Source organism: Pseudomonas sp. Leaf127 (assembly GCF_001423155.1).
GTDB classification, from domain to species: Bacteria; Pseudomonadota; Gammaproteobacteria; order Pseudomonadales; family Pseudomonadaceae; genus Aquipseudomonas; species Aquipseudomonas ovata.
Window position 1 is genome coordinate 16,228 of sequence record NZ_LMOA01000009.1, and the last position, 21,791, is coordinate 38,018.

Below are 21,791 nucleotides of genomic sequence, written 5' to 3' on the forward strand. Positions count from 1 at the left end.
GGGAGCGGCACTTTACGCGGGCAACGCCTGTCAGGCAAACGAGGTCACGGCTCCAGGCCGAGGCAGAAAAAGGCCCCATGGCTCCAGACACCCAGCCAGCGCTGGCCGTCGATCTCACGCACCACCGCCAGCTCGACCAGTTGGTAGAACACATTGCGATGAATCAGGGCCTCGAGGTTGTCACGCACCAGCACATACGGCGCAGGCTCCTGGGTCAGCGGGTCGGTGTGAACACGCAAGGGATGACCGGGGCCGACTTCGACTTCATCGTCGACGTGGGTCAGCAAGCGCAGGACCTGGGTTTCACCTTCGCCCGTCACCTGCAGGATCACGGCCACGAAGGGTGCGTCATCGACCTGGATGCCGACCTTTTCCACCGGCGTGACCAGGAAATAATCATCGCCGTCGCGGCGAATGATGCGGGAAAACAGCCGCACCATCGGCTTGCGACTAATGGGCGAGCCCAGGTAGTACCAGGTGCCGTCGCGAGCGATACGCATGTCGATATCACCGCAGAATGCCGGATTCCACAGGTGCACCGGCGGCAATGCACCACTTTTCGGAATCTGCCCCAGCAGATCGTTAACCTTGCCTGAATCACTCATGATGAGTCCTAACGGGAAAGTCCCAACAGACTGCGAGCGTAGTCTTCCAGGGGCGGACCAAGCAAATCTTCAGGACGGGTATCGTAAAGCGTCAGCAATCCGCCGCGACTGCGAATACGGGCGCTGTCGATCAGATAACGCGTACTGGTTTCAACCAGCATCAACTGGATGACGCCGCTGTCGATGCCCATGCGATCCAGTGCTTCTTCGTCTGCCCACTGATCATAGGTGCCGATCCGGTCGTCAGCCCTGGCAAAACGCGCGTAGAGCAGATAGTGAGCACCGGCACTGCGCGCCTCGGTCAAGGCATCGTCAAGGCCGAGCGGCCCACGGGCACGGCGGACCATGGGAAAGAACTCAACAAAGTTATCGAAGGCCTCTTCAGCCACCACATTGGGGCGCGGGTAAGCCTTGCCAGGCGGCACGAAAGCGCCCTGAGCGATGTAGATGAAGGAGTCGGGTTGCAGGCGAAAGTTGCTGGTGCGCCGGGTCTGGCTATGATCGAGCAGGCCGGCATCGCTGAACTGCTCGCGCACCCCCTCCCCCATGTCACTCACTTTCATGCAACCGCCCAGCGCCACAAGCGCCAGCAGCAAGACCAGGCTACGCATCATGTTCCTCCCAGAGGCCGGTGACGAAAAACCGGCGAATGGTCGCCTGATGCAGCTTCCGCGCCATTTCCACCCGGATTGCAGACAGATTCGACTGGCCGCCTTATTTATCGGCAGGATCGAGTGCTGGCTCAGGATGGCTGTCGGCATCACGCTTGCGCTTGTTGCCCATGCGCACGCCAATGTCCATCAGGAACTGGAAGAACCCCTCCTGGTCTTCGAGCACATTGCTCCAGAACGGCGAGTGGTACAGCGCCACGGCGCCGTGCACCAGCGCCCACGCCGCGCAGTAATGGAAATACGGGGGAACGTCTTCAAGCTTGCCTTCGTTGATCCGTCCCTTGATCAGCAGGGTCAGGTGCTCGAAGTTAGACGCGCGGATGCGGTGCAGTTCTTCGACCAGTTCGGGCACCTGATTGCCCTTGACGACCTTTTCTTCAAGACGATCAAACAACCGGTAACGCTGCGGGTCACGCATACGGAATTCGAAATAGGCGCGCGACAGCGCTTCCTTGTCCTTGTCGACATCGGCCGAATGCAGCAGCGTATTCAGGTCGCGCTCATAATCAAGCATCAGGCGCAGGTAGATTTCAGCCTTGGATTTGAAGTGCTTGTAGATCGTCCCTTTGCCGATGCCGACCGCGTCGGCAATCATTTCGACGGTGACGCTGTCTTCGCCCTGTTCCAGAAACAGCTTTAGCGCAGTGTCGAGGATTTCCTGCTCACGACGGCGAAATTCACGGACCTTTCGAGGTTCTTTTTGCATAGTGAGTCAATCTGCAGGGCTTAAATCGAAGCCCGGTATTATGCCTGTCTGGCGCGAAATTGCACGGATCATCCACGCGCTGCGACAGTGCGCAACCGGCAAATCTGCCGGTGTTTCAGCCCACATTCAAGGTGTCAGTGCGCAAAAACCGGCGACGCGCCGCCAATGAACTCCATGTAGCCGGTCACGACGACATAAATGGCGAAGTAGGCAAAAATCAATGCCGAGGCGATATACGACCACTTGAGCATGCGCTCGCCGAGCAAGCGTCCCCCCTGGTGGGCCAATGCGCACAAGGCAAACGACCAGCAAAGCCCGGCCATGAAGAACCCGCTCAGAAAAGCCGACGCGCCGCCCAGGTCTGCCCCCTGGCGGGCAATGATCGCCCCACCCACTGCAGCGAACCACAAAATGGCGGTCGGTGACGACATGGCCAGGAAAATGCCGCGAAAGAACAAGGTGCGATTGCTGTCGTTGCCGACACGCTCCGGGGTCTGCAACACCGCCGTGGCCGACATCGCGCTCATGATCATCTTGATGCAGAACCAGGTCAGCACCGCCGTGCCGCCCAGCCACAACACATAACGCACCGCCTCATACTGCAACAGCACCGCCATGCCGGTCATGGCCAGCACCGCATAGGCCAGGTCACCGAAACAGGTGCCAATGCCCAGCCATAAGCCCTTGGAAAAACCACGTTGCATGGCCAGGGTCATCATGGCGATATTGGCCAGGCCAATGTCCAGGCATAACGACAGGCTGAGCAGAAAGCCGTTGGAAAACTCCATTTTTCATCGCCTCACATAAAACGGCACGCCAAAGCGCCCTGAAAAACCGCCCACAAGCGCCGAGGAGTGGCCTACAGACCATTCATCAAGCTCTGAAGCGATGGTTTGCTATTCCAAAACTGTTTAAAAAATGATCAAAGACGACTGGACGCCATCGTATCCTCATCAATACTTAAAGCGTTGGTGCGCATTCCCCCAAATGTCGCGCCAGTAAAGGCAACCATGGATGACCCTGCCTTTGTTTTACTCCTAATGGTCTTGAACCCGGATTCCCCCCCCAGAACCCGGGTTTCTTTTTGCCTGCGGTTTACGGCTTGTGCGGCAGGCTTCAGGCCTGCACCCGGGCCAGGGGGAACAAGCGGGCAAAGTTGGCGGTGGTCTGCTCGGCAAAACGCTCATAGGGTTCGCCGCGCAGCATGGCCAGAAACTCGGCCACTTCACGCACGTATTGCGGCAGGTTGGGCTTGCCACGATAGGGAATCGGCGCCAGATAAGGCGAGTCGGTCTCGACCAGCAAGCGATCGGCCGGCACCTGGCGCGCGACATCGCGCAAGGCATCGGCATTGCGGAAGGTCACGATGCCGGACAGCGAGATGTAAAAGCCCAGGTCCAGGGCAGCCTTGGCCATCTCCCAGTCCTCGGTAAAACAATGCAGCACGCCGGCCTGCGGCAACGCGGCTTCGCGCAGCAGCGCGAGGGTGTCGCTACGGGCCGCACGGGTATGCACGATCACCGGCTTGCCGGTGACTTGCGCAGCCTGAAGGTGCAGGCGAAACGAGTCCTGTTGCACCTCGGCCGCCTCGGGCTCGTAATGGTAATCCAGACCGGTTTCACCGATAGCCACCACCCTGGGGTGATCCAGTTCGCTCAACAGCCACTGCAAGGCTGGCGCCCCGCCCGGTGTCACGTCCAGCGGATGAATGCCCACCGAACAGTCGACATCGCTGTAGCGCTCGGCCACGGCCTTGACCACGGCGGCGTTGTCGGCACTGACGCCGATGCATAAAAAGTGGCCGACGCCGCGGGCGCGGGCGGCCTCCAGCGCAGCGTCCAGCGACCCCGCGTGCGAGGTCAGGTCAAGGCGATCAAGGTGACAATGGGAATCTACAAGCATGGGCAAGGACACAACTACATCGTGTGGGTGGGACGGTCGGACTTCAGGGCACCGGCCAGATGGGTTTCGATCAGGTTGCGGGCGGTATTGTCACCGTCGCTGAATTGCACACCGACGCCGGCGGCGCGGTTGCCCTGTCCGCCCTTGGGCGTGATCCAGATCACGCGCCCGGCGACCGGGACTTTTTCCGGCTCGTCCATCAGGTTGAGCAGCATGAACACCTCGTCACCCAGCTTGTAGTTCTTGCCAGTCGGGATGAACAGGCCACCGTTCTTGACGAAGGGCATGTAGGCGGCATACAGCACGGACTTGTCCTTGATGGTCAAGGACAGAATGCCGTTACGCGGACCAGGACTGATCGGCAAGCTCATTGCAGCTCCTCAAGGTGACATTCAACGCAGTCTACCCTTGTCCGGGCAAGCCTGCCCACTGCACCAGCAAGGCTTCGAGCAGCAGCACGCGATTGAGATTGGCCTTGCCCATGACCTTCTGGCGCTGGGCCAGTACCCAGTCCTGCATGGCCAGCACTTTGTTGCGCGTCGACTTCTGCGCCAGGTATTGCACCACCTTGCGCATGTCCGCCAGGCCCAGGCCCTCTTCGTCCTGGGTCAACTGGTAGCGCAGCATCAGGTACGACCAGTCGCAGAACCAGTCGAACAGCAGCAACAACGGCACGTCTTTCCAGGCTTCGGCCAACTGGGTCGGTGATTGCTGCTGCTTGAGCAGTTTCTTGACGCCGTCGACCACCAGCGCCCGCTGCTCACTGACGCCCTGGGCCTGCAGCTTGACCGCCAGCAGCGGCGAACCGGCGGCCAGGGTCAGCAACTCGATCCGCAGTGACTCACCGGCATCCGGCAGGGCTGCCTGCAACCAGTCCAGGCTCATGCGCTCGCCCGGCAGGGGGCAGGCCTGTTGCACGCAGCGACTCTTGATGGTGGGCAGCAAACGGCTCGGCTGGTGACTGACCAGCAGCAGCACGGTGTTGCCCGAAGGCTCTTCCAGGCTTTTGAGCAAGGCATTGGCAGCATTGATGTTCATCGCCTCGACCGGCTCGATGAGCACGACCTTGCGCCCGCCCATCTGTGCCGTCTGCACCACGAAGCTCACCAGGTCGCGCACCTGATCGACCTTGATGGGTTTGTCGGCCTCTTCAGGCTCCAGGATGTAATTGTCGGGATGGCTGCCGGCGACCAGCAACAGGCACGACTTGCACTGCCCACAGGCCTTGAGCGCCTCGGGCCGCTGACACAGCAGGTGCGCCATCAACCGCTCGGCCAGGGCCCGCTTGCCGATACCGGCCGGTCCGTGCAACAGGTAGGCATGCGCATGCCGGGGACGGCCGGCCAGTTGCTTCCACAGCGCATCTTGCCAAGGGTAGGCCTCAGCCACGGCAACGTTCCAGCAAGGCGGGCAGCAGCGCGTCGAGCGAGCGCTGGACCTGTTCGAGCGACTGCGCGGCATCGATCAGTTGATAGCGTGCAGGTTCAGCGTGTGCGCGTTGCAGGTAGGTGTTGCGCACCGCCTCGAAAAACGCCCGGCCTTCCTGCTCGAAGCGATCCAGCCGACCCCGGGCCGCTGCCCGCGACAGACCGATCTCCACCGGCAGGTCGAATACCAGGGTCAGGTCGGGTCGCAATGTGCCTTGCACAAACTGTTCGAGAATGGCGATGCGCTCATGAGACAGGCCGCGCCCACCGCCCTGATAGGCGTAGGTGGCATCGGTAAATCGATCACAAAGTACCACCGCACCACGCGCCAGCGCCGGGCGGATGACCTCGGCCACATGCTGGGCACGCGCCGCAAACACCAGCAGCAGTTCAGCATCGGCACTCATCACCTCGGCACTGGGCGCCAGGAGAATTTCGCGAACTCGCTCGGCCAGTGGCGTGCCGCCCGGCTCGCGGGTCATGACCACATCGACACCCTGGGCACGCAGCTGCGCCGCCAGGTACTCACGATTGGTGCTCTTGCCGGCGCCTTCAGGGCCTTCGAGGGTGATAAACAGGCCAGTCACAAAAAATCCTTGAGGGTCATGGCGCCACCGGCTCGTCGCCGGACGCTTGTTCAGCCTCGGCAGGATCGGTTGGCGCAGGGGTTGAACCGGTGGCCGGTGGCGCCAGGGGCGCGGGGCTCGACCGGTAGTCGGCGCGGCGCTTGATCTGGTACTCGCGCACAGCGGCATTGTGCTCGTCCAGACTGGCAGAGAACACATGACTGCCATCGCCCTTGGCCACGAAATACAGACTGCGCCCGGCCACCGGGTGCAGGGCGGCGTTGATGGCTTCACGACCGGCCAGGGCGATCGGGGTCGGCGGCAGACCGGCAATCACATAGGTGTTGTAAGGCGTGGGTTCCTTGAGGTGCGCGCGGGTGATCTTGCCGTTGTAGCGCTCACCCATGCCGTAGATCACGGTCGGGTCGGTCTGCAGCAGCATGCCGATCTGCAGACGGCGCACGAACACACCGGCAATCTGGCCACGCTCATGGGGCACGCCGGTTTCCTTCTCGACCAGCGAGGCCATGATCAGCGCCTGGTACGGATCGACATACGGCAGGTCCGGGGCTCGCTGGCGCCATTCGTCGTCCAGCACCTCTTCAAGGCGCTTGTAAGCCAGCTTGAGCAGCTCGGCATCGGTCATGCCACGCACATAGCGGTAAGTGTCCGGAAAGAACCGGCCTTCGGGCACGACACCCGGATAGCCGAGGCGCGTCATCAGTTCACTGTCGCTCAGGCCCTGCAGGGTCTGCTCCAGCTTGTCCTGGCGCGCAAGTGCCGCACGCACCTGACGAAAATTCCAGCCTTCGACCAGTGTCACACTGTATTGCACCACTTCCTTGCGTTTCCAGACACCGAACAGGTCCTGGACACTCATGCCTGGTGTCAGGCGATATTCACCGCTGTGCAAGGGCTGGCCGGCGAGGTTGAAGCGCCAGTACAGGCGCAGCCAGAACGCGCCATCAATGACGCCTTCACCCTCAAGGCGATTGAGCACGCCCGACGGCGTAGAGCCATTGGGCACGTCCAGCAGGCGCTCCTGTGCGACATTCAACGGTTGATGCAAGGCCTGGTTCTGCTCCCAGAGCGCATAGCCGAGCCCCAGGACGACCAGCACCACGGCAGTTTCCAGCAACACCAGTAATTTTCGGATCACGAATCAGTTACCCAGAAGCACGCGCGCAATAGACTGCAGTTTACGGGTGAGCGGTCCGACCGGCCAGTTCAACTGCGCAAACCCACGCACCGGCCAGATGCCATACACGCTATTGCACACAAAGAGTTCGTCCGATTGCTCAAGGTCGGACATCGACAAATCGCGTATATCGACCGCAATACCCAGCGTTCGTGCCTGATCGAGCAGTTCGCCGCGCATGACGCCGGCCACGCCACAGCGGCTCAGCGCGGCAGTAAGCAACACGCCGTTACGAATCAGGAACAGATTGCTGTACACCCCTTCGACCGGTCGCCCCGAGGTGTCGCGCATCAGCCCCTCGGCATAACGGGGGTCGCGCCATTCGGCGCGGGCCAGCACCTGCTCAAGGCGATTGAGGTGCTTCAGGCCGGCCAGCAGTGGCTGCTCGGCCAGGCGGGTCTGGCATTCGAACAGTTGCACGCCCTGCTCGTAATGTCCGGCCGGGTATGACGGGGCAGCGGATCCTTGCAGGATGCGCCGTGCCGGCGCATCAGGCGCCGGGGCATAACCGCGCAGGCTGTCGCCACGGGTCAGGATCAGTTTCATGACCCCTTCATCCAGTCCGGCGGCGAAGCGAACCATCTCGTCCCGCACCCGCGACAGGTCAGGCTCGATGGCCAGCCGTGCGCAGGCAGCCTCGAGGCGCTGCAGGTGACGCTCGAACAACACGGGCCGGCCGGCCCTGACGGCAACGGTCTCGAACAGGCCATCGCCGTAGGCCAGCCCCCGACTGGTCAGCGACAGGGCGTCAGCCGGGCAGCCGTCGACCCAGGCTTGCATCACTCGCTGAACCGACGGAACACCAGCGAGCCGTTGGTACCGCCAAAACCGAAGGAGTTGGACAGGACCACGTCGATCGGCAGACGCCGGGCCTCATGGGCCACGAAGTCCAGGTCGCAGCCTTCATCGGGCTGGTCGAGGTTGATGGTCGGCGGCGCCACCTGATCGAGCAAGGCCAGTACGCTGAAAATCGCCTCGACGGCACCGGCTGCACCCAGCAGGTGACCGGTCATCGACTTGGTGGAGCTGACCGCCAGTCGGTAGGCATGATCGCCAAATACGCTCTTGATCGCCTGGGCTTCGGCAAGGTCGCCGGCCGGGGTCGAGGTGCCGTGGGCGTTGATGTACTGCACCTGCTCGGGGTTGACCCGCGCATCACGCAGGGCGTTGGTGATGCAGCGCGCAGCACCGGCCCCACTGTCGGGTGGCGAGGTCATGTGGAAGGCATCGCCGCTCATGCCAAAGCCGACCAGTTCGGCCAGGATGGTTGCACCACGCGCCTTGGCGTGCTCAAGCTCTTCGAGCACCATCGCCCCCGAGCCGTCGGACAGCACGAAACCGTCGCGCTCCTTGTCCCAGGGCCGGCTGGCACGCGCCGGTTCGTCATTGCGGGTCGACAACGCACGGGCCGCGCCGAAACCACCCATGCCCAGACCGCATGCGGCCATTTCGGCGCCGCCGGCAATCATCACGTCGGCTTCACCGTAGGCAATATTGCGGGCCGCCATGCCAATGCAGTGGGTACCGGTGGTGCAGGCCGTGGAAATGGCGTAGTTGGGTCCCTGTGCACCCAGGTGGATGGACAGGAAGCCGGAAATCATGTTGATGATGGAGCCTGGCACGAAAAACGGAGAAATCCGCCCTGGCCCCTGCTCGTGCATCAGACGACTGCTGTTCTCGATGTTGGTCAGGCCGCCAATGCCCGAGCCCATGGCAACGCCGATGCGCTCACGGTTGGCATCGGTCACTTCAAGCCCGGCGTTACGCACTGCCTGAAAACTGGCCGCCAGCCCATACTGAATAAAAAGGTCGACCCGCCGCGCCTCCTTGGGCGCCAGGTATTGCGTGACATCAAATCCTTTCACCGACCCACCGAAGCGTGTAGTGAAAGCCGACAGGTCAGTGTGTTCGATCAGATCAATACCACTGCGGCCTGCCAGAATGCCTTGCCAACTGCTGGGCACATCATTGCCCAGTGGCGATATCATTCCCATCCCGGTGACCACGACGCGTCTACGCGACACAGGACTCTCCTTCTCTCTCGTTGGCGAAACATCTTCATCGTTTCAAAGAAAAAACCGCACGCCGGTAAAAGCAGTGCGGTTTTCCCATGACAACAGGCAGCGATTACGAAGAATCAGGCCTGGTGGCTGTTCACGTAGTCGATGGCAGCCTGAACGGTGGTGATCTTTTCCGCTTCTTCGTCAGGGATTTCGGTTTCGAATTCCTCTTCCAGAGCCATGACCAGCTCGACGGTGTCCAGGGAGTCAGCGCCCAGGTCTTCAACGAAAGAGGACTCGTTCTTCACTTCCTCTTCTTTGACGCCAAGTTGCTCGGCAACGATTTTCTTGACGCGCTCTTCGATGGTGCTCATACCTAGTTTTAACTCCTAGTGGAAATGTTCAGGCATCTGGCCAGTGGGTAAGTGTATAGAAGAGGTTTTGGCTTTTTCAAGCTTGTCGCACCCCTCCGGCTCCCCACCGGCCCTGTACCTACTGAAAGATTGCAGCTTTATAACGGATTTTAGACAGCTCGTATTACATTTTTTTGAAACGAACCGTCGCAATCAGCTCACATGTACATCCCGCCGTTCACCGGGATCGTAGCCCCGGTCACATAGCCTGCACCCTCGGACGCCAGAAATGCTACTACGTTGGCAATTTCCTGCGCCTGCCCAAGGCGACCCAGAGGAATCTGGGTCAACAGCGCTTCACGCTGGGCGTCGGGTAATTCGCGGGTCATGTCCGTATCGATAAAGCCTGGCGCTACCGCATTCACGGTCACGGCACGAGAACCGAGCTCACGCGCCAGGGCACGACTGAAACCTTCCAGCCCAGCCTTCGCGGAAGCGTAGTTTACTTGACCGGCGTTGCCCATGGCACCGACAACTGAACCAATATTGATGATTCGGCCCCAACGCGCCTTGGTCATGCCACGCAACACGCCCTTGGACAGGCGGTACAGACTGGTCAGGTTGGTATTGATGACGTCATGCCATTCGTCGTCTTTCATGCGCATCATCAGGTTATCGCGTGTGATGCCGGCATTGTTGACCAGGATCAACGGCACGCCCACCCGCGCCTGGATGGTCGCCAGGACAGTTTCGACGGACTCGGCATTGCATACGTCCAGCGCCAGGCCGAAACCTTCGATGCCATGTTCCTTGAGGGTTGCGCTGATGCGCTCTGCACCGGCTTCGGATGTCGCCGTACCGACAACCACAGCACCGTTGCGCCCCAACTCCAGGGCGATGGCCTGGCCAATACCTCGGCTGGCGCCGGTCACCAGTGCAACTTTACCTTGCAGACTCATGCAGGTTTCTCCTTATTCAAGCCAGTGCCGCACGGGCGGCAGCAAAGGCATCGGGTGTATCCAGGTTGTAGGTCACCACGCCGTCGGCGCAGCGTTTGTTCAGGCCGGCGAGCACCTTGCCCGGGCCACACTCCACCAATTGGGTCACACCGAGACCGGCCAGGCACTGGATGGACTCGACCCAACGCACAGGCTTGTACAACTGCTCCAGCAAGTCACGCTTGAGCGTAGCCAGATCGGTGACGGCTGCAGCACTGACGTTCTGCACCAGGGCAATGCGCGGCTCCTGCCACTCGATCGCCTCGACAGACGAGGCAAAACGCTCGGCCGCAGGACGCATCAGCTCACAGTGCGACGGCACGCTGACCGGCAGCGGCAGTGCACGCTTGGCACCTCGCGCCTTGCACAGCTCCATCGCACGCTTGACCGCCTCGGCGCTGCCGGCGATGACGACCTGGCCTGGCGAGTTGAAATTCACCGCACTGACCACTTCACCCTGCGCCGCCTCGGCACACACGGCGATGACATCGGCATCATCCAGCCCCAGGATCGCCGCCATGCCACCCTGCCCGGCCGGCACGGCCTCCTGCATCAGTTGGCCACGGCGCTCGACCAGCCTGACGGCATCTTCCAGCGCCAGGCTTTGCGCGGCGACCAGGGCACTGTATTCACCCAGGCTGTGACCGGCGACATACGCAGGCACGGCACCGCCCTCGGCCAGCCACACATGCCACAGGGCAATGGAGGCGGTCAGAATGGCCGGCTGGGTCTTGTCGGTGCGATTGAGGTCTTCGGCCGGACCTTCCTGAATCAGCTTCCAGAGGTCATAGCCCAGGGCTTCGGACGCCTGTTCAAAGGTATCGAGGATCAACGGATGCTGCGCGCCTTGTTCGGCAAGCATGCCGAGCGATTGCGATCCTTGACCCGGAAAGACGAATGCGAGGGATGCAGACATGTAACAGGCCCCTGAGTGGTTATCTTCGAAATGAGCCGCCGGCAGGACCGACGACATGATGCAAACTGGCACGACTGAACGGTTTGATGACGCACCCGCAGGCAGCGTCACATTTGCCCGCGCTCGCGCAAAAGCGCCTCAAGCCGCCCGCCAAGACGTTGCGGCAGGTTTTCCTGGACTTGCACCACGGCGCGCTGGATTGCGCTTTGCAAGCCGTCGACACCGGCGGCGCCATGACTCTTGACCACGATACCCTGCAGCCCCAGGAGGCTGGCACCATTGTGCCGGGCCGGCGCAAGGTCGCTTTTCAGGCGCCGCAGCAGCGGCAAGGCAACCACACCTGCCATCCGGCCCAGCACACCCTGAGTGAACAAGGCCTCGATCCGGTCGGCAATCATGGTGGCCAGGCCTTCGCTGGACTTGAGCAGCACATTGCCGACAAACCCGTCGCACACCACCACATCCGCCTCGCCCCGGTACAGGCCATCGCCCTCGACGAAGCCGATGTAATTGAGCATCGGTGCCGCTTGCAGCAGCGCAGCCGCCTGGCGGACCTGCTGGTTGCCCTTGATGTCTTCGGTGCCGACATTGAGCAGTGCGACCCTGGGTCGCGGCTTGCCCAGCACTTCGGCGGCCACCGCCCCCATGACGGCGAACTGGTACAGGTTTTCGGCGCTGCAGTCGACGTTCGCGCCCAGGTCCAGCAACTGGCAATAGCCGCTGCGGGTTGGAATCGCCCCCACCATCGCGGGTCGATCGATCCCCGGCAGGGTCTTGAGCACGAAGCGCGACAACGCCATCAGCGCGCCGGTGTTGCCGGCGCTGACACACGCCTGGGCGTGACCGGCCGCCACCAGCCCGAGCGCCACGCGCATCGAAGAATCAGGCTTGCCGCGCAAGGCCTGGGAAGGCCGCTCATCCATGGTGATGACTTCGCTGGCATGCACAACGTGCAGGCGCGTACGGTCCACACCCTGTTGGCGGGCGATCAGTTCTTCAAGGAGGGGGGCTTGGCCGACAAGGACCAGGTGCAGCGAGGGGTTGGCAGTCAGGCAGGCGAGGCTTGCCTTTACAATGCTGCGGGGACCGAAGTCCCCGCCCATTGCGTCGATCGCGATGATCGGAGCGGACAAGAAATTACTCGTCAGCGCCCTTGTCGATCACTTTGCGGCCACGGTAAACGCCTTCAGGCGATACGTGGTGACGCAGGTGAACTTCACCGGTGGTTTTCTCAACCGACAGAGCGCTGGCATCGAGGGCGTCGTGCGAACGGCGCATGTCGCGGGCAGAGCGGGATTTTTTGTTCTGCTGAACAGCCATAATTGATTAACTCCTAAACGTTTGGGTCACGCTTTAACTGCGCCAATACACTGAACGGGTTGGACCGTGTTACCTCGTCCACGCTCGGTTCGGGCTCATCGAGACCCGCCGGTTGCTGGCATTCTTCCGGTTGATGAGCCGGCACAATGGGCAAGGCGAGCAGAAGCTCCTCCTCGATCAGTGCCAGCAGATCCAATGGATCTTCGCCCAGTTCCAGTACGTCATAACCTTTCGGCAACGACTGGGTATTCGCACCCTCCTTCACCACGATGTAGGTACATTCGCTCTGGATCGGCAGGGTGACCAGCTCAAGACAGCGCTGGCAAACCATTTTGACCGCGACCTGCAACTGGGTGTGGAAAACCACCGACCGGCGCTCATCTCGCTCGAAAATGAATTTCGCTTGTACCGTGCCGACACTGTCGGCCAACGGGTCGCACAGCCTCTCCAGATCGGCCAGCTGCACGTTTCCTTCAAGGGAAGTGCCGCGATCAGCCAATTTGCGAGGGTCAACGTGAGGTGGAATCTGGTCATTCAACATAGGCGCAGCATTCTAGGGATCACCCCATGGCATGTCAAAGGAAATTCGGCCTGTCAGCAAGGACCGGCCTTGATTAGAATTCAGCGTTCAATCCTTGGAGAATCGCATGCCTTCCCTGCTTCTTGCCTCCAGCTCGCCGTACCGCCGCGAACTGCTTGCCCGCCTGCGCCTGCCCTTCACCTGCAGCTCGCCCGACATCGACGAAAGCCGCCGACCGCACGAGAGCGCCATCGAGCTGGTGCAACGCCTGGCCCGGGAAAAGGCCCAGGCCCTGGCAGGCAGTCATCCGGACCACCTGATCATCGGCTCCGACCAGGTGGCCGTGCTGGACGAGCAGATCCTCGGCAAGCCCCACACCTTCGAGCGCGCCCTGGCGCAACTGTCGTCCGCCAGCGGCAAACGGGTCACATTCCTCACCGGCCTGGCGCTGCTCAACAGCCGCACCGGCCAGTGCCAGGTCGATTGCGTGCCGTTCAGCGTCACCTTTCGCGAACTGGAACCCGCCACCCTGGCGCGCTACCTGCACGCCGAGCAGCCCTACGACTGCGCTGGCAGCTTCAAGGCCGAAGGCCTGGGAATCAGCCTGTTTCGCAGCACCGAAGGCACGGACGCCACCAGCCTGATCGGCCTGCCGCTGATCCGGCTGGTCGACATGCTGTTAAAGGAAGGCGTCAGCGTGCCCTGATAAAAAAGCCCGACCAGCGGCCGGGCTTTAGCGCAAGCTCGGCCCGGTAAAGCCGGCCCACATGGCCAGGCGCTCGGCGATGCTGGTGCCCAATTTCTTGGAGAACCGGTCGAACGGCGATTCCTGAATCGTATAGTCGACAATGTCCTTGGCCCCGATCACTTCGCGCGCCACATAGCTCGAACTGCCCAGCGCATCGACCAGGCCCAGCCCCACGGCCTGCTCACCGGTCCAGATCAGGCCGGAGAACAGCTCGGGATGCTCCTTGTCCTTGAGGCGATCACCACGCCCCTGCTTGACGCTGGCGATGAACTGACGGTGCGTGGTGGCCAGCACTTCCTGCCAGAACTGCGCCTCATCGGCCTTGGGCGGCTGGAACGGATCGAGAAAGGCCTTGTGCTCACCCGAGGTGTAGGTGCGCCGCTCCACACCCAGCTTCTCCATTGCGCCCACAAAGCCGAAACCGGCCGCAGTCACACCGATCGAACCGACCAGGCTGGCCTTGTCGGCATAGATCTGATCGGCTGCGCTGGCAATGTAGTAGGCGCCCGAGGCGCCCAGGTCACTGATCACGGCATAGACCTTGATGGCCGGTTTCTCGGCGCGCAGGCGACGAATCTCGTCATACACATAGCCCGACTGCACCGGACTGCCGCCGGGGCTGTTGATACGCAGGATCACGCCACGGGTATTGGCATCCTCGAAAGCTGCACGCAGGCTGCCGACAATATTGTCGGCACTGGCCGACTCCTTGTCGGCGATCATGCCCTGGATCTCGATCAGTGCGGTGTGGCTGCCCGAGCCCGATACCTTTTTATCGCCAAACAGCGGCATGAACAGCATCAGCGCCGTGAACAGATAGGCGAACGTCAGAAACTTGAAAAAAATACCCCAGCGCCGGCTGCGGCGCTGCTCCTGAACACCGGCCAGCAGGGTCTTCTCCAGCAGCTTCCAGCTCTTGGCGTCTTCCGGCGATCCGTCCCGGTCCTGCGACGGTGCGTTCCATTTATCAGACATGGCTCATCTACCCCTGCTGCAAAAGCGAGTGGCTGCGCTTGCCCAACCAGGCACGCAGTTCGGAAAAATGCTCAATGGCCAATCGTGGCTGGTAGGCACGCAGCGAGTCCAGCGACTGGGCGCCATAGCCCACCGCCACCGAATCCATGCCGGCATTGCGCGCCATCAACAGGTCGAAGGAAGCATCGCCAATCATCAGCGAACGCTCGGGCGGCACATCGCAGTGCGCCATGATTTCGTGCAGCATCAACGGATCAGGCTTGCTGGCCGTTTCGTCGGCCGCCCGGGTGATGTCGAAATACTCCAGCCAGCCATGCGCACCCAGCACCCGATCCAGCCCGCGCCGCGCCTTGCCGGTGGCCACCGCCAGGCGGTAGCCCTCCTCGCGAAAGGCCTGCATCGATTCCAGCACGCCGTCGAACAGCGGCGAAGCCACCTGATCCATGGCCATGTAGCTGTCGGCATAGCGCTGGCGAAAATCCAGCAGCGCATTGGGAGAAATGTCCGGATACAGCGTGCGAATGGCTTCGGGCAGGCCAAGGCCGATGATGCCCTTGATCGCCAGCTCGTCACGCACCGGCATGTCACCGGTCAGCGCCGCCTCGCTCATGGCCTGGACAATACGCCCGATGGAGTCGGCCAGCGTGCCGTCCCAGTCGAAAATCAGCAGGTCATAGTCACGGTGCACTCAAACGCTCCACGGTCTTGGCCCACATCTCATCGACCGGCGCCTGCAACTGCAGCAGACCACCATCGGGCAGCGGTACATTAAGCATATAGGCATGCAGGAACAGGCGCTTGCCGCCCAGTTCGCGGATCTCACGGGAGAAATCCTCGTCTCCATACTTGGTGTCACCGGCAATGCAATGCCCGGCGTGCAGGGTGTGCACGCGAATCTGGTGGGTGCGACCGGTCACCGGCTTGGCCTCGACCATGGTGGCGAAATCGCCGAAGCGACGCAGCACCTTGAACAGCGTCAGGGCCTCCTTGCCTTCATCATTGACCTCGACCATGCGCTCGCCCGAACGCAGGTTGCTCTTGAGCAACGGGGCGCGCACCTGCTTGCAACTGGTCGCCCAGTTGCCACGTACCAGCGCCATGTAGCGCTTGTCGACCCCGTCGCCGCGCAAGGCTTCGTGCAGGTGCCGCAGCATGCTGCGCTTCTTGGCGATCATCAGCAGACCTGAGGTGTCGCGGTCCAGGCGATGGACCAGTTCCAGCTCCTTGGCATCGGGGCGCAGCTGGCGAAAAGCCTCGATCACGCCAAAACTCAGGCCGCTGCCGCCATGCACGGCGATACCCGCCGGCTTGTTGATCACGATCAGCGCCTTGTCCTCATGGACAATCGAGGCCTCCAGGCGCTGTAGCAGGGCCTGCGCCACCGGCACCGGTTCGTCACGCTCAGGCACCCGCACCGGCGGAATGCGCACGATGTCACCAGCCTGCAGCTTGTACTCGGGCTTGGTGCGCCCCTTGTTCACCCGCACTTCGCCCTTGCGCACGATGCGGTAGATCAAGGTCTTGGGCACGCCCTTCAGGTACGTGATCAGGAAATTATCAATGCGTTGACCGGCAAGTTCCGGCGCAACCTCGACCAGCTGGACGCCGGGGGTTGGGGGGGCAATATTCGTCATGCCGCGAATCATAACAATTTTTTATGGATTTGAAGCACTTAATGATTGCTGCTATAGTCGCGAACGCCGCCAAAAGCGGTCGGACAGCGGACAAACGGTTGACAACCGGCCCTGACCAACGCAATTCACAGGGCGGGAGGCCGCCCTGCAAGGCTCTCGGTGATAACGAAGCCCCCTGGAAATGTAACAAGCGCGCGTGACATGAGGCCTGAAATACGCCGGATCGCTGAGTCGATACTCGCCTTCCCGAGCGAAGAACCCACGGCCAGTTCACAAGGTGCAGTCGCTTCCGGGCGCTTTGAGCGAAGCCTTACGAACAACGCCTCGAGCCATGATGCGCGACCTTCCACGGGAAGATCGCGGTAAATGCCAACCCGCTGCGGATTCTGCGCACGGCAGCACCCGAATTATCAGGGATACGTGTAGGGCGGAGACGCACGACCATCGGACTGTGTAGCAACAACGCTGTTCAAGACGCTTCATCTCGTCCGCTACCGATGGCCGATTCCTCCTCCTGATCAAGCTTTTGCTGGCTGGGTGCCTTATGTCACCACAGCAAACAGGATACGTCGTTGCGACTTTCCGGCCCTGTTGGCCGGAATCTTCGCCAGAAACTGGAGTACCCCGGTACTCCTGACGTGCTCTGACACCGACCGTGAGAAGTCGTGTGTGCCGAACGCCGTTTCCGGCAGCCCGGAAACCGACGGTACTACATGAAAAGAATGCTGATTAACGCAACTCAACCCGAAGAGTTGCGTGTTGCCCTGGTAGATGGCCAGCGCCTCTACGACCTGGACATCGAGTCCGGTGCCCGCGAGCAGAAAAAGGCCAATATCTATAAAGGCCGCATCACTCGCATCGAGCCAAGCCTGGAGGCCGCCTTCGTCGATTTCGGCTCCGAGCGCCACGGCTTCCTGCCCCTCAAGGAAATCTCCCGCGAATACTTCAAGAAAAATCCTGAAGGCCGCGTCAACATCAAGGACGTCCTGAGCGAAGGCCAGGAAGTCATCGTTCAGGTCGAGAAAGAAGAACGTGGCAACAAGGGTGCCGCCCTGACCACTTTCATCAGCCTGGCCGGCCGTTACCTGGTGCTGATGCCCAACAACCCGCGTGCCGGCGGCATCTCGCGCCGCATCGAAGGCGAAGAGCGCAACGAGCTGCGCGAGGCCCTTAACGGCCTGATCGCACCGGCCGACATGGGCCTGATCGTGCGCACTGCCGGCCTGGGCCGCAGCAGCGAAGAAATGCAGTGGGACCTCGACTACCTGCTGCAGCTGTGGACCGCCATCAAGGAAGCATCCCTGGATCGCTCCGCCCCTTTCCTGATCTACCAGGAAAGCAATGTCATCATCCGCGCCATCCGCGACTACCTGCGCCAGGACATCGGTGAAGTCCTGATCGACAGCATCGAGGCCCAGGAAGAAGCCCTGACCTTCATCCGCCAGGTGATGCCGCAGTACGCCAGCAAGATCAAGCTGTACGAAGACAGCGTGCCGCTGTTCAACCGCTTCCAGATTGAAAGCCAGATCGAAACCGCCTTCCAGCGCGTGGTCGAACTGCCGTCCGGCGGCTCGATCGTGATCGACCCGACCGAAGCCCTGGTGTCCATCGACATCAACTCGGCGCGCGCCACCAAAGGCAGCGACATCGAAGAAACCGCCCTGCAGACCAACCTGGAAGCGGCCGAGGAAATCGCCCGCCAGCTGCGCCTGCGTGACATCGGCGGCCTGATCGTCATCGACTTCATCGACATGACGCCGGCCAAGAACCAGCGCGCCGTGGAAGAGAAAGTCCGCGAAAGCCTGGAAGCCGACCGCGCCCGCGTTCAGGTCGGGCGCATCTCGCGCTTCGGCCTGCTGGAAATGTCCCGTCAGCGCCTGCGTCCTTCGCTGGGCGAAAGCAGCGGCATTGTCTGCCCACGCTGCAACGGCACCGGCATCATCCGTGACGTCGAGTCCCTGTCGCTTGCCATCCTGCGCCTGATCGAAGAAGAAGCCCTGAAGGACCGCACCGCCGAAGTCCGCGCCCAGGTGCCGATTCCGGTCGCAGCGTTCCTGCTCAATGAAAAGCGCAACTCGATCACCAAGATCGAACTGCGTACCCGCGCCCGTATTGTCATTCTGCCGACCGATCATCTGGAAACGCCGCATTTCGAAGTGCAGCGCCTGCGTGACGACAACCCGGACGCCAACATCAACACCAGCTACGAAATCGCTGCGGCCGCCGCCGAAGTCGAAGAGGTCGTGCCCCAGGTCAGCGCCACACGCACCCTGGTTCGCCAGGAAGCGGCGGTCAAGACCGCGCCGGCCCGCGCCAACGCCCCGATGCCAGCCGAAGAGGCAGCCCCTGCCCCCGCGCCTGTCGCAGCGCCGACACCGGTGCATGAGCCCAGCCTGTTCAAGGGCCTGGTAAAATCGCTGGTCAGCCTGTTTGCCACCAGCAAGCCGGAGCCGGTCGCGCCAGTCGCGGCTGAAAAGCCTGCCGCCACCGAGCGCCCGGCACGCAATGACGAGCGTCGTAACGGTCGCCAGCAGAGCCGTGGCCGCAACAACCGTCGCGACGAAGAGCGCAAGCCACGCGAAGAGCGTGCCGAGCGCGCCCCGCGTGAAGAGCGCGCGCCTCGCGAGGAACGTGCGCCACGTGAAGAGCGTGCGCCTCGTGAAGAACGCGCTCCACGTGAAGAGCGTGCACCTCGTGAAGAGCGTGCACCACGCGAAGAACGTGCCCCACGCGAGGAACGTGCACCGCGTGAAGAAAACGGCCAGCGTGAAGAACGCCCGGCCCGCGCCCCGCGCGAAGAACGCAACTCTCGCGACCGCAAGCCGCGTGAAGAGCGTGTGCGTGAACTGCGCGAACCACTGGATGCCGCACCGGTCGCCGCTGCACTGGCAGCCGATGCCGTCGCTGCACCCAGCGCCGAGGCACCGGTTCGTGAAGAGCGCCCTGAGCGCGCACCGCGTGAAGAACGTCAGCCACGCCCGCCGCGTGAAGAGCGTCAGCCTCGCGTCGAGCAGGACACCGACACCGCTGAAGAAGAGGCTCTGAGCAGCGAAGAGCAGGCCCACGACGATCAGCAGGAAGGCAACGAGGGTGATCGCCCGCGTCGTCGCTCGCGTGGTCAACGTCGTCGCAGCAACCGTCGTGAGCGTCAACGCGATGCCAACGGCAACATCATTGAAGGCAGCGAAGAAGCCGGTAACGATGACAACAGCGACGCCCTGGCCGCCGGCCTGGTCGTAACGGCTGCCGTCGCAGGCGGCGTGCTTAGCGCGCCAGCCGAAGCCGATGCCCATCAACAGGCCGAACGTGCCAGTGATGTCACCGTGCAAACGACCGAGCCTGCAGCAGAGACGGTTGCCGCCAGCACTGAAACTGAAGCGCCTGCCCGGGTGGACACTCAGGCAGCAGTGGTCGAAGCGCCAGCCGCCGACGAGCCTGCCCGCTTTGAAGCGCCGGTCACAGACGTCTCCGCCAGCGAGGCGCCGGTTACTCAGGCCCCTGCAGCAGACATCGTTCCGGTAGAAGCGCCGGTGGTTGAACGTTTCGAGCCTGCACCCGCAAGCCCGGCCGTTCCAGACGTCGAGCTGAACACCGAAGCGCCTGCCCCGGTCGTGATTGCCGATGACCAGCCTGCTGCACGGTTCACGCCGACACCCGAGCCGACACCTGAAGTCGAAGCCCAGGTTGAAGCCTCCAGCATCACCGATGCTCCGGCAACCGAATCGGCTGAACTCGTGCCTGTCGCCCAGACCGAGCCCGTCGTCGAAGCCCCTGCTGTCGTCGAGGCACCGGTAGTCGAGACTGTCGCGGTCGAGGCACCAGCCGTTGTGACGCCGGCCATTGAAACCCCGGTGGTTGAAGCGCCGGTCATCGATACGCCTGCCGTCGACGTGCCAGCCCCTGTCGAAGCCCCGGCCCTGCCGGTCAGCAGCTCGGGCCGCGCGCCTAACGATCCACGCGAAGTGCGTCGTCGCAAGCGTGAAGCGGAGGAGCAGCGTCGCCTGCAAGCTGAAAACCAGGCAGCACCTGTGGCGCCGGTCGAGGCCCCTGTCGTCGAAGCCCCTGTGGTTGAAAACGCGGCAATCGAAGCACCAGCCGTAGAGCCTCTGGTCAGCACCGAGGCTCCCGTGGCACAGGACACCGTAGAGGAAAAGGTCGAACCGACCGCTCCTCGCAAGGCCCTGACTGAGGAAGAAACCAGCGAAAGCAAACCGCTGGTCTGATCGACCTCATGAAAAAGCCCCGCCTGCGCAAGCAGACGGGGCTTTTTTTTGGTCTGTGGTATGACCCGCCAATTGGCTGCCTCCTTCCCTACACGAGTTTCTTCATGCCCTCCCCCTTGAAAGGCTTCACCGATGCCGACGTCCCGGACCAGTCCGGCAAATGCTTTATCGTCACCGGGGCCAACACCGGACTCGGCTACGAAATAACACGCGTCCTGGCTGTACGCGGTGCACGTGTCCTGCTCGCGTGCCGCGACCCGGTCAAGGCCGAGCAGGCCATGACGCGCCTCAAGACGCTGGCGCCACAGGCTGACCTGGCCTTCCTGCCACTGGATCTAAGCGACTTGCCCAGCATCCAGGCAGCGGCCCGCCAGGCGACAGGCGAACCACGCTTGGACGCATTGATCAATAATGCCGGCGTCATGACACCACCGCTGATGCGGACCCAGCAAGGCTTTGAACTGCAATGGGGCGTCAATCACCTTGGTAGCTTTGCACTGACAGCCCTGTTACTGCCCAAGCTGGGCGAAACACCTGGCGCCAGGGTCGTGACCACTTCCAGCCTGGCCCACCGGGGCGCCAGCATCGACTGGGAGGACCTCAATGCCGAGCGCCGCTACAGCCGAATGAAGCGCTATGGCGCCAGCAAACTGGCCAATGCCTTGTTCTTTTTCGAGCTTGACCGACGCCTGCGTGCCACAGGGTCGAAGGTGATGGCAGTGGGCTGTCATCCAGGCATCGCCGCCACCGAACTGGGACGCTTCATGGGGCCCATGAAGGTTTTCGGGCCCATGGTGGGGTGGCTGCTCAACACGGCGCAAAAAGGCGCATGGCCTGCGTTGCAAGCAGCAACAGCAATAGTGAAGCCAGGTGCTTACTATGGCCCGACCGGCCTAGGTGAAGCCCGAGGCGCCTCAGGCGAGGCATCACGCTCGGCGCAGGCGCAGGATCCTGTAATGGCGCGACGCCTCTGGGAGCAGTCGATCAGCATGACCGGAATCGACCCCGGCCTGCCGCCTGCACCTTGAG

23 protein-coding genes are annotated in these 21,791 nt (G+C 62.1%); 3 read left to right on the forward strand and 20 right to left on the reverse strand.

The genetic code is table 11. The features are described 5' to 3' along the window. Positions 1-44 precede the first annotated feature (44 nt). The 17 genes from ASF84_RS07485 to ASF84_RS07565 all read right to left on the reverse strand — a co-directional run bounded on the left by ASF84_RS07485 (position 45) and on the right by ASF84_RS07565 (position 13,203). Positions 45-605: a DUF1285 domain-containing protein gene (locus ASF84_RS07485; RefSeq protein ID WP_056836825.1), complete on the reverse strand. Its 561-nt coding sequence runs from the start codon at positions 603-605 to the stop codon at positions 45-47. 8 nt (positions 606-613) lie between these two features. Continuing rightward, positions 614-1,216 carry a DUF4823 domain-containing protein gene (locus tag ASF84_RS07490; protein WP_056836828.1) on the reverse strand — a complete coding sequence of 201 codons (603 nt, stop codon included), beginning with the start codon at positions 1,214-1,216 and terminating at the stop codon, positions 614-616. A 103-nt stretch (positions 1,217-1,319) separates the two neighbouring features. Beyond that, positions 1,320-1,982 (reverse strand): TetR/AcrR family transcriptional regulator, encoded by a 663-nt coding sequence (locus tag ASF84_RS07495; RefSeq protein WP_056836830.1) that lies wholly within the window; start codon positions 1,980-1,982, stop codon positions 1,320-1,322. A gap of 134 nt (positions 1,983-2,116) precedes the next feature. Continuing rightward, positions 2,117-2,770 carry a LysE family translocator gene (locus tag ASF84_RS07500; protein WP_056836831.1) on the reverse strand — a complete coding sequence of 218 codons (654 nt, stop codon included), beginning with the start codon at positions 2,768-2,770 and terminating at the stop codon, positions 2,117-2,119. A gap of 328 nt (positions 2,771-3,098) precedes the next feature. Further along, positions 3,099-3,884, reverse strand: coding sequence for a TatD family hydrolase (locus ASF84_RS07505; RefSeq protein WP_056836834.1), 786 nt, complete (start codon positions 3,882-3,884; stop codon positions 3,099-3,101). 14 nt (positions 3,885-3,898) lie between these two features. Continuing rightward, the gene (locus tag ASF84_RS07510) at positions 3,899-4,255 is read right to left on the reverse strand and encodes a PilZ domain-containing protein (RefSeq protein ID WP_056836836.1); all 357 of its coding nucleotides are present in this window, start codon (positions 4,253-4,255) and stop codon (positions 3,899-3,901) included. Positions 4,256-4,286: 31 nt separating this feature from the next. Continuing rightward, complete coding sequence (locus ASF84_RS07515) at positions 4,287-5,273, reverse strand: DNA polymerase III subunit delta' (protein ID WP_056836837.1); 987 nt, start codon at positions 5,271-5,273, stop codon at positions 4,287-4,289. Beyond that, the gene (gene tmk, locus ASF84_RS07520; protein WP_056836839.1) at positions 5,266-5,898 is read right to left on the reverse strand and encodes a dTMP kinase; all 633 of its coding nucleotides are present in this window, start codon (positions 5,896-5,898) and stop codon (positions 5,266-5,268) included. The genes ASF84_RS07515 and tmk overlap by 8 nt, the downstream gene beginning before the upstream one ends. 16 nt (positions 5,899-5,914) lie before the next feature. Beyond that, complete coding sequence (gene mltG, locus ASF84_RS07525; RefSeq protein WP_056836842.1) at positions 5,915-7,036, reverse strand: endolytic transglycosylase MltG; 1,122 nt, start codon at positions 7,034-7,036, stop codon at positions 5,915-5,917. A gap of 3 nt (positions 7,037-7,039) precedes the next feature. After that, positions 7,040-7,855: an aminodeoxychorismate lyase gene (pabC, locus tag ASF84_RS07530; protein ID WP_056836844.1), complete on the reverse strand. Its 816-nt coding sequence runs from the start codon at positions 7,853-7,855 to the stop codon at positions 7,040-7,042. Then, entirely contained in the window at positions 7,855-9,099 is a 1,245-nt protein-coding gene (fabF, locus tag ASF84_RS07535; RefSeq protein WP_056836845.1) for a beta-ketoacyl-ACP synthase II, read from the reverse strand. The genes pabC and fabF overlap by 1 nt, the downstream gene beginning before the upstream one ends. A 113-nt stretch (positions 9,100-9,212) precedes the next feature. Next, the gene (gene acpP, locus ASF84_RS07540) at positions 9,213-9,449 is read right to left on the reverse strand and encodes an acyl carrier protein (RefSeq protein WP_010223225.1); all 237 of its coding nucleotides are present in this window, start codon (positions 9,447-9,449) and stop codon (positions 9,213-9,215) included. A gap of 197 nt (positions 9,450-9,646) precedes the next feature. After that, entirely contained in the window at positions 9,647-10,387 is a 741-nt protein-coding gene (gene fabG, locus ASF84_RS07545) for a 3-oxoacyl-ACP reductase FabG (protein WP_056836847.1), read from the reverse strand. A 16-nt stretch (positions 10,388-10,403) separates the two neighbouring features. Continuing rightward, on the reverse strand, positions 10,404-11,342 hold the full coding sequence (gene fabD / locus ASF84_RS07550; RefSeq protein WP_056836848.1) for an ACP S-malonyltransferase: 939 nt from the start codon (positions 11,340-11,342) through the stop codon (positions 10,404-10,406). Between the two features lie 107 nt (positions 11,343-11,449). Continuing rightward, complete coding sequence (plsX, locus tag ASF84_RS07555; RefSeq protein ID WP_082481438.1) at positions 11,450-12,475, reverse strand: phosphate acyltransferase PlsX; 1,026 nt, start codon at positions 12,473-12,475, stop codon at positions 11,450-11,452. A gap of 4 nt (positions 12,476-12,479) precedes the next feature. Next, positions 12,480-12,662, reverse strand: a complete 183-nt coding sequence (rpmF, locus tag ASF84_RS07560; RefSeq protein WP_056836854.1) for a 50S ribosomal protein L32 — start codon at positions 12,660-12,662, stop codon at positions 12,480-12,482. Positions 12,663-12,675: 13 nt separating this feature from the next. Further along, a complete protein-coding gene (locus ASF84_RS07565; protein WP_056836855.1) occupies positions 12,676-13,203 on the reverse strand; it encodes a YceD family protein in 528 nt (175 codons plus the stop codon). 106 nt (positions 13,204-13,309) lie between these two features. Here ASF84_RS07565 and ASF84_RS07570 point away from each other — a divergent pair, with 106 nt between their 5' ends. Continuing rightward, a complete protein-coding gene (locus tag ASF84_RS07570) occupies positions 13,310-13,888 on the forward strand; it encodes a Maf family protein (RefSeq protein WP_056836858.1) in 579 nt (192 codons plus the stop codon). 27 nt (positions 13,889-13,915) lie between these two features. Here the strand turns inward: ASF84_RS07570 and ASF84_RS07575 are convergent, their stop codons facing one another. From ASF84_RS07575 to rluC, 3 genes are read right to left on the reverse strand one after another with little or no spacing between them, the layout of a single operon-like run. Further along, a complete protein-coding gene (locus tag ASF84_RS07575; protein ID WP_056836860.1) occupies positions 13,916-14,905 on the reverse strand; it encodes a S49 family peptidase in 990 nt (329 codons plus the stop codon). Between the two features lie 7 nt (positions 14,906-14,912). Beyond that, positions 14,913-15,593 (reverse strand): HAD-IA family hydrolase, encoded by a 681-nt coding sequence (locus ASF84_RS07580; protein ID WP_056836862.1) that lies wholly within the window; start codon positions 15,591-15,593, stop codon positions 14,913-14,915. After that, on the reverse strand, positions 15,583-16,539 hold the full coding sequence (gene rluC / locus ASF84_RS07585; protein ID WP_056836890.1) for a 23S rRNA pseudouridine(955/2504/2580) synthase RluC: 957 nt from the start codon (positions 16,537-16,539) through the stop codon (positions 15,583-15,585). The genes ASF84_RS07580 and rluC overlap by 11 nt, the downstream gene beginning before the upstream one ends. 713 nt (positions 16,540-17,252) lie before the next feature. Between rluC and rne the strand changes: the two genes are divergently transcribed. Continuing rightward, on the forward strand, positions 17,253-20,762 hold the full coding sequence (gene rne / locus ASF84_RS07590) for a ribonuclease E (protein WP_442963031.1): 3,510 nt from the start codon (positions 17,253-17,255) through the stop codon (positions 20,760-20,762). A gap of 104 nt (positions 20,763-20,866) precedes the next feature. After that, complete coding sequence (locus tag ASF84_RS07595) at positions 20,867-21,790, forward strand: oxidoreductase (RefSeq protein WP_056836891.1); 924 nt, start codon at positions 20,867-20,869, stop codon at positions 21,788-21,790. Position 21,791 lies beyond the last annotated feature (1 nt).

Coding starts and splice junctions, on each gene's coding strand:
- ASF84_RS07485 (WP_056836825.1), bottom strand. CDS start 605: ATGAGTGATTCAGGCAAGGTTAACGATCTGCTGGGGCAGATTCCGAAA.
- ASF84_RS07490 (WP_056836828.1), bottom strand. CDS start 1,216: ATGCGTAGCCTGGTCTTGCTGCTGGCGCTTGTGGCGCTGGGCGGTTGC.
- ASF84_RS07495 (WP_056836830.1), bottom strand. CDS start 1,982: ATGCAAAAAGAACCTCGAAAGGTCCGTGAATTTCGCCGTCGTGAGCAG.
- ASF84_RS07500 (WP_056836831.1), bottom strand. CDS start 2,770: ATGGAGTTTTCCAACGGCTTTCTGCTCAGCCTGTCGTTATGCCTGGAC.
- ASF84_RS07505 (WP_056836834.1), bottom strand. CDS start 3,884: ATGCTTGTAGATTCCCATTGTCACCTTGATCGCCTTGACCTGACCTCG.
- ASF84_RS07510 (WP_056836836.1), bottom strand. CDS start 4,255: ATGAGCTTGCCGATCAGTCCTGGTCCGCGTAACGGCATTCTGTCCTTG.
- pabC (WP_056836844.1), bottom strand. CDS start 7,855: ATGCAAGCCTGGGTCGACGGCTGCCCGGCTGACGCCCTGTCGCTGACC.
- acpP (WP_010223225.1), bottom strand. CDS start 9,449: ATGAGCACCATCGAAGAGCGCGTCAAGAAAATCGTTGCCGAGCAACTT.
- fabG (WP_056836847.1), bottom strand. CDS start 10,387: ATGAGTCTGCAAGGTAAAGTTGCACTGGTGACCGGCGCCAGCCGAGGT.
- fabD (WP_056836848.1), bottom strand. CDS start 11,342: ATGTCTGCATCCCTCGCATTCGTCTTTCCGGGTCAAGGATCGCAATCG.
- rpmF (WP_056836854.1), bottom strand. CDS start 12,662: ATGGCTGTTCAGCAGAACAAAAAATCCCGCTCTGCCCGCGACATGCGC.
- ASF84_RS07565 (WP_056836855.1), bottom strand. CDS start 13,203: ATGTTGAATGACCAGATTCCACCTCACGTTGACCCTCGCAAATTGGCT.
- ASF84_RS07570 (WP_056836858.1), top strand. CDS start 13,310: ATGCCTTCCCTGCTTCTTGCCTCCAGCTCGCCGTACCGCCGCGAACTG.
- ASF84_RS07575 (WP_056836860.1), bottom strand. CDS start 14,905: ATGTCTGATAAATGGAACGCACCGTCGCAGGACCGGGACGGATCGCCG.
- rluC (WP_056836890.1), bottom strand. CDS start 16,539: ATGACGAATATTGCCCCCCCAACCCCCGGCGTCCAGCTGGTCGAGGTT.
- rne (WP_442963031.1), top strand. CDS start 17,253: ATGAAAAGAATGCTGATTAACGCAACTCAACCCGAAGAGTTGCGTGTT.
- ASF84_RS07595 (WP_056836891.1), top strand. CDS start 20,867: ATGCCCTCCCCCTTGAAAGGCTTCACCGATGCCGACGTCCCGGACCAG.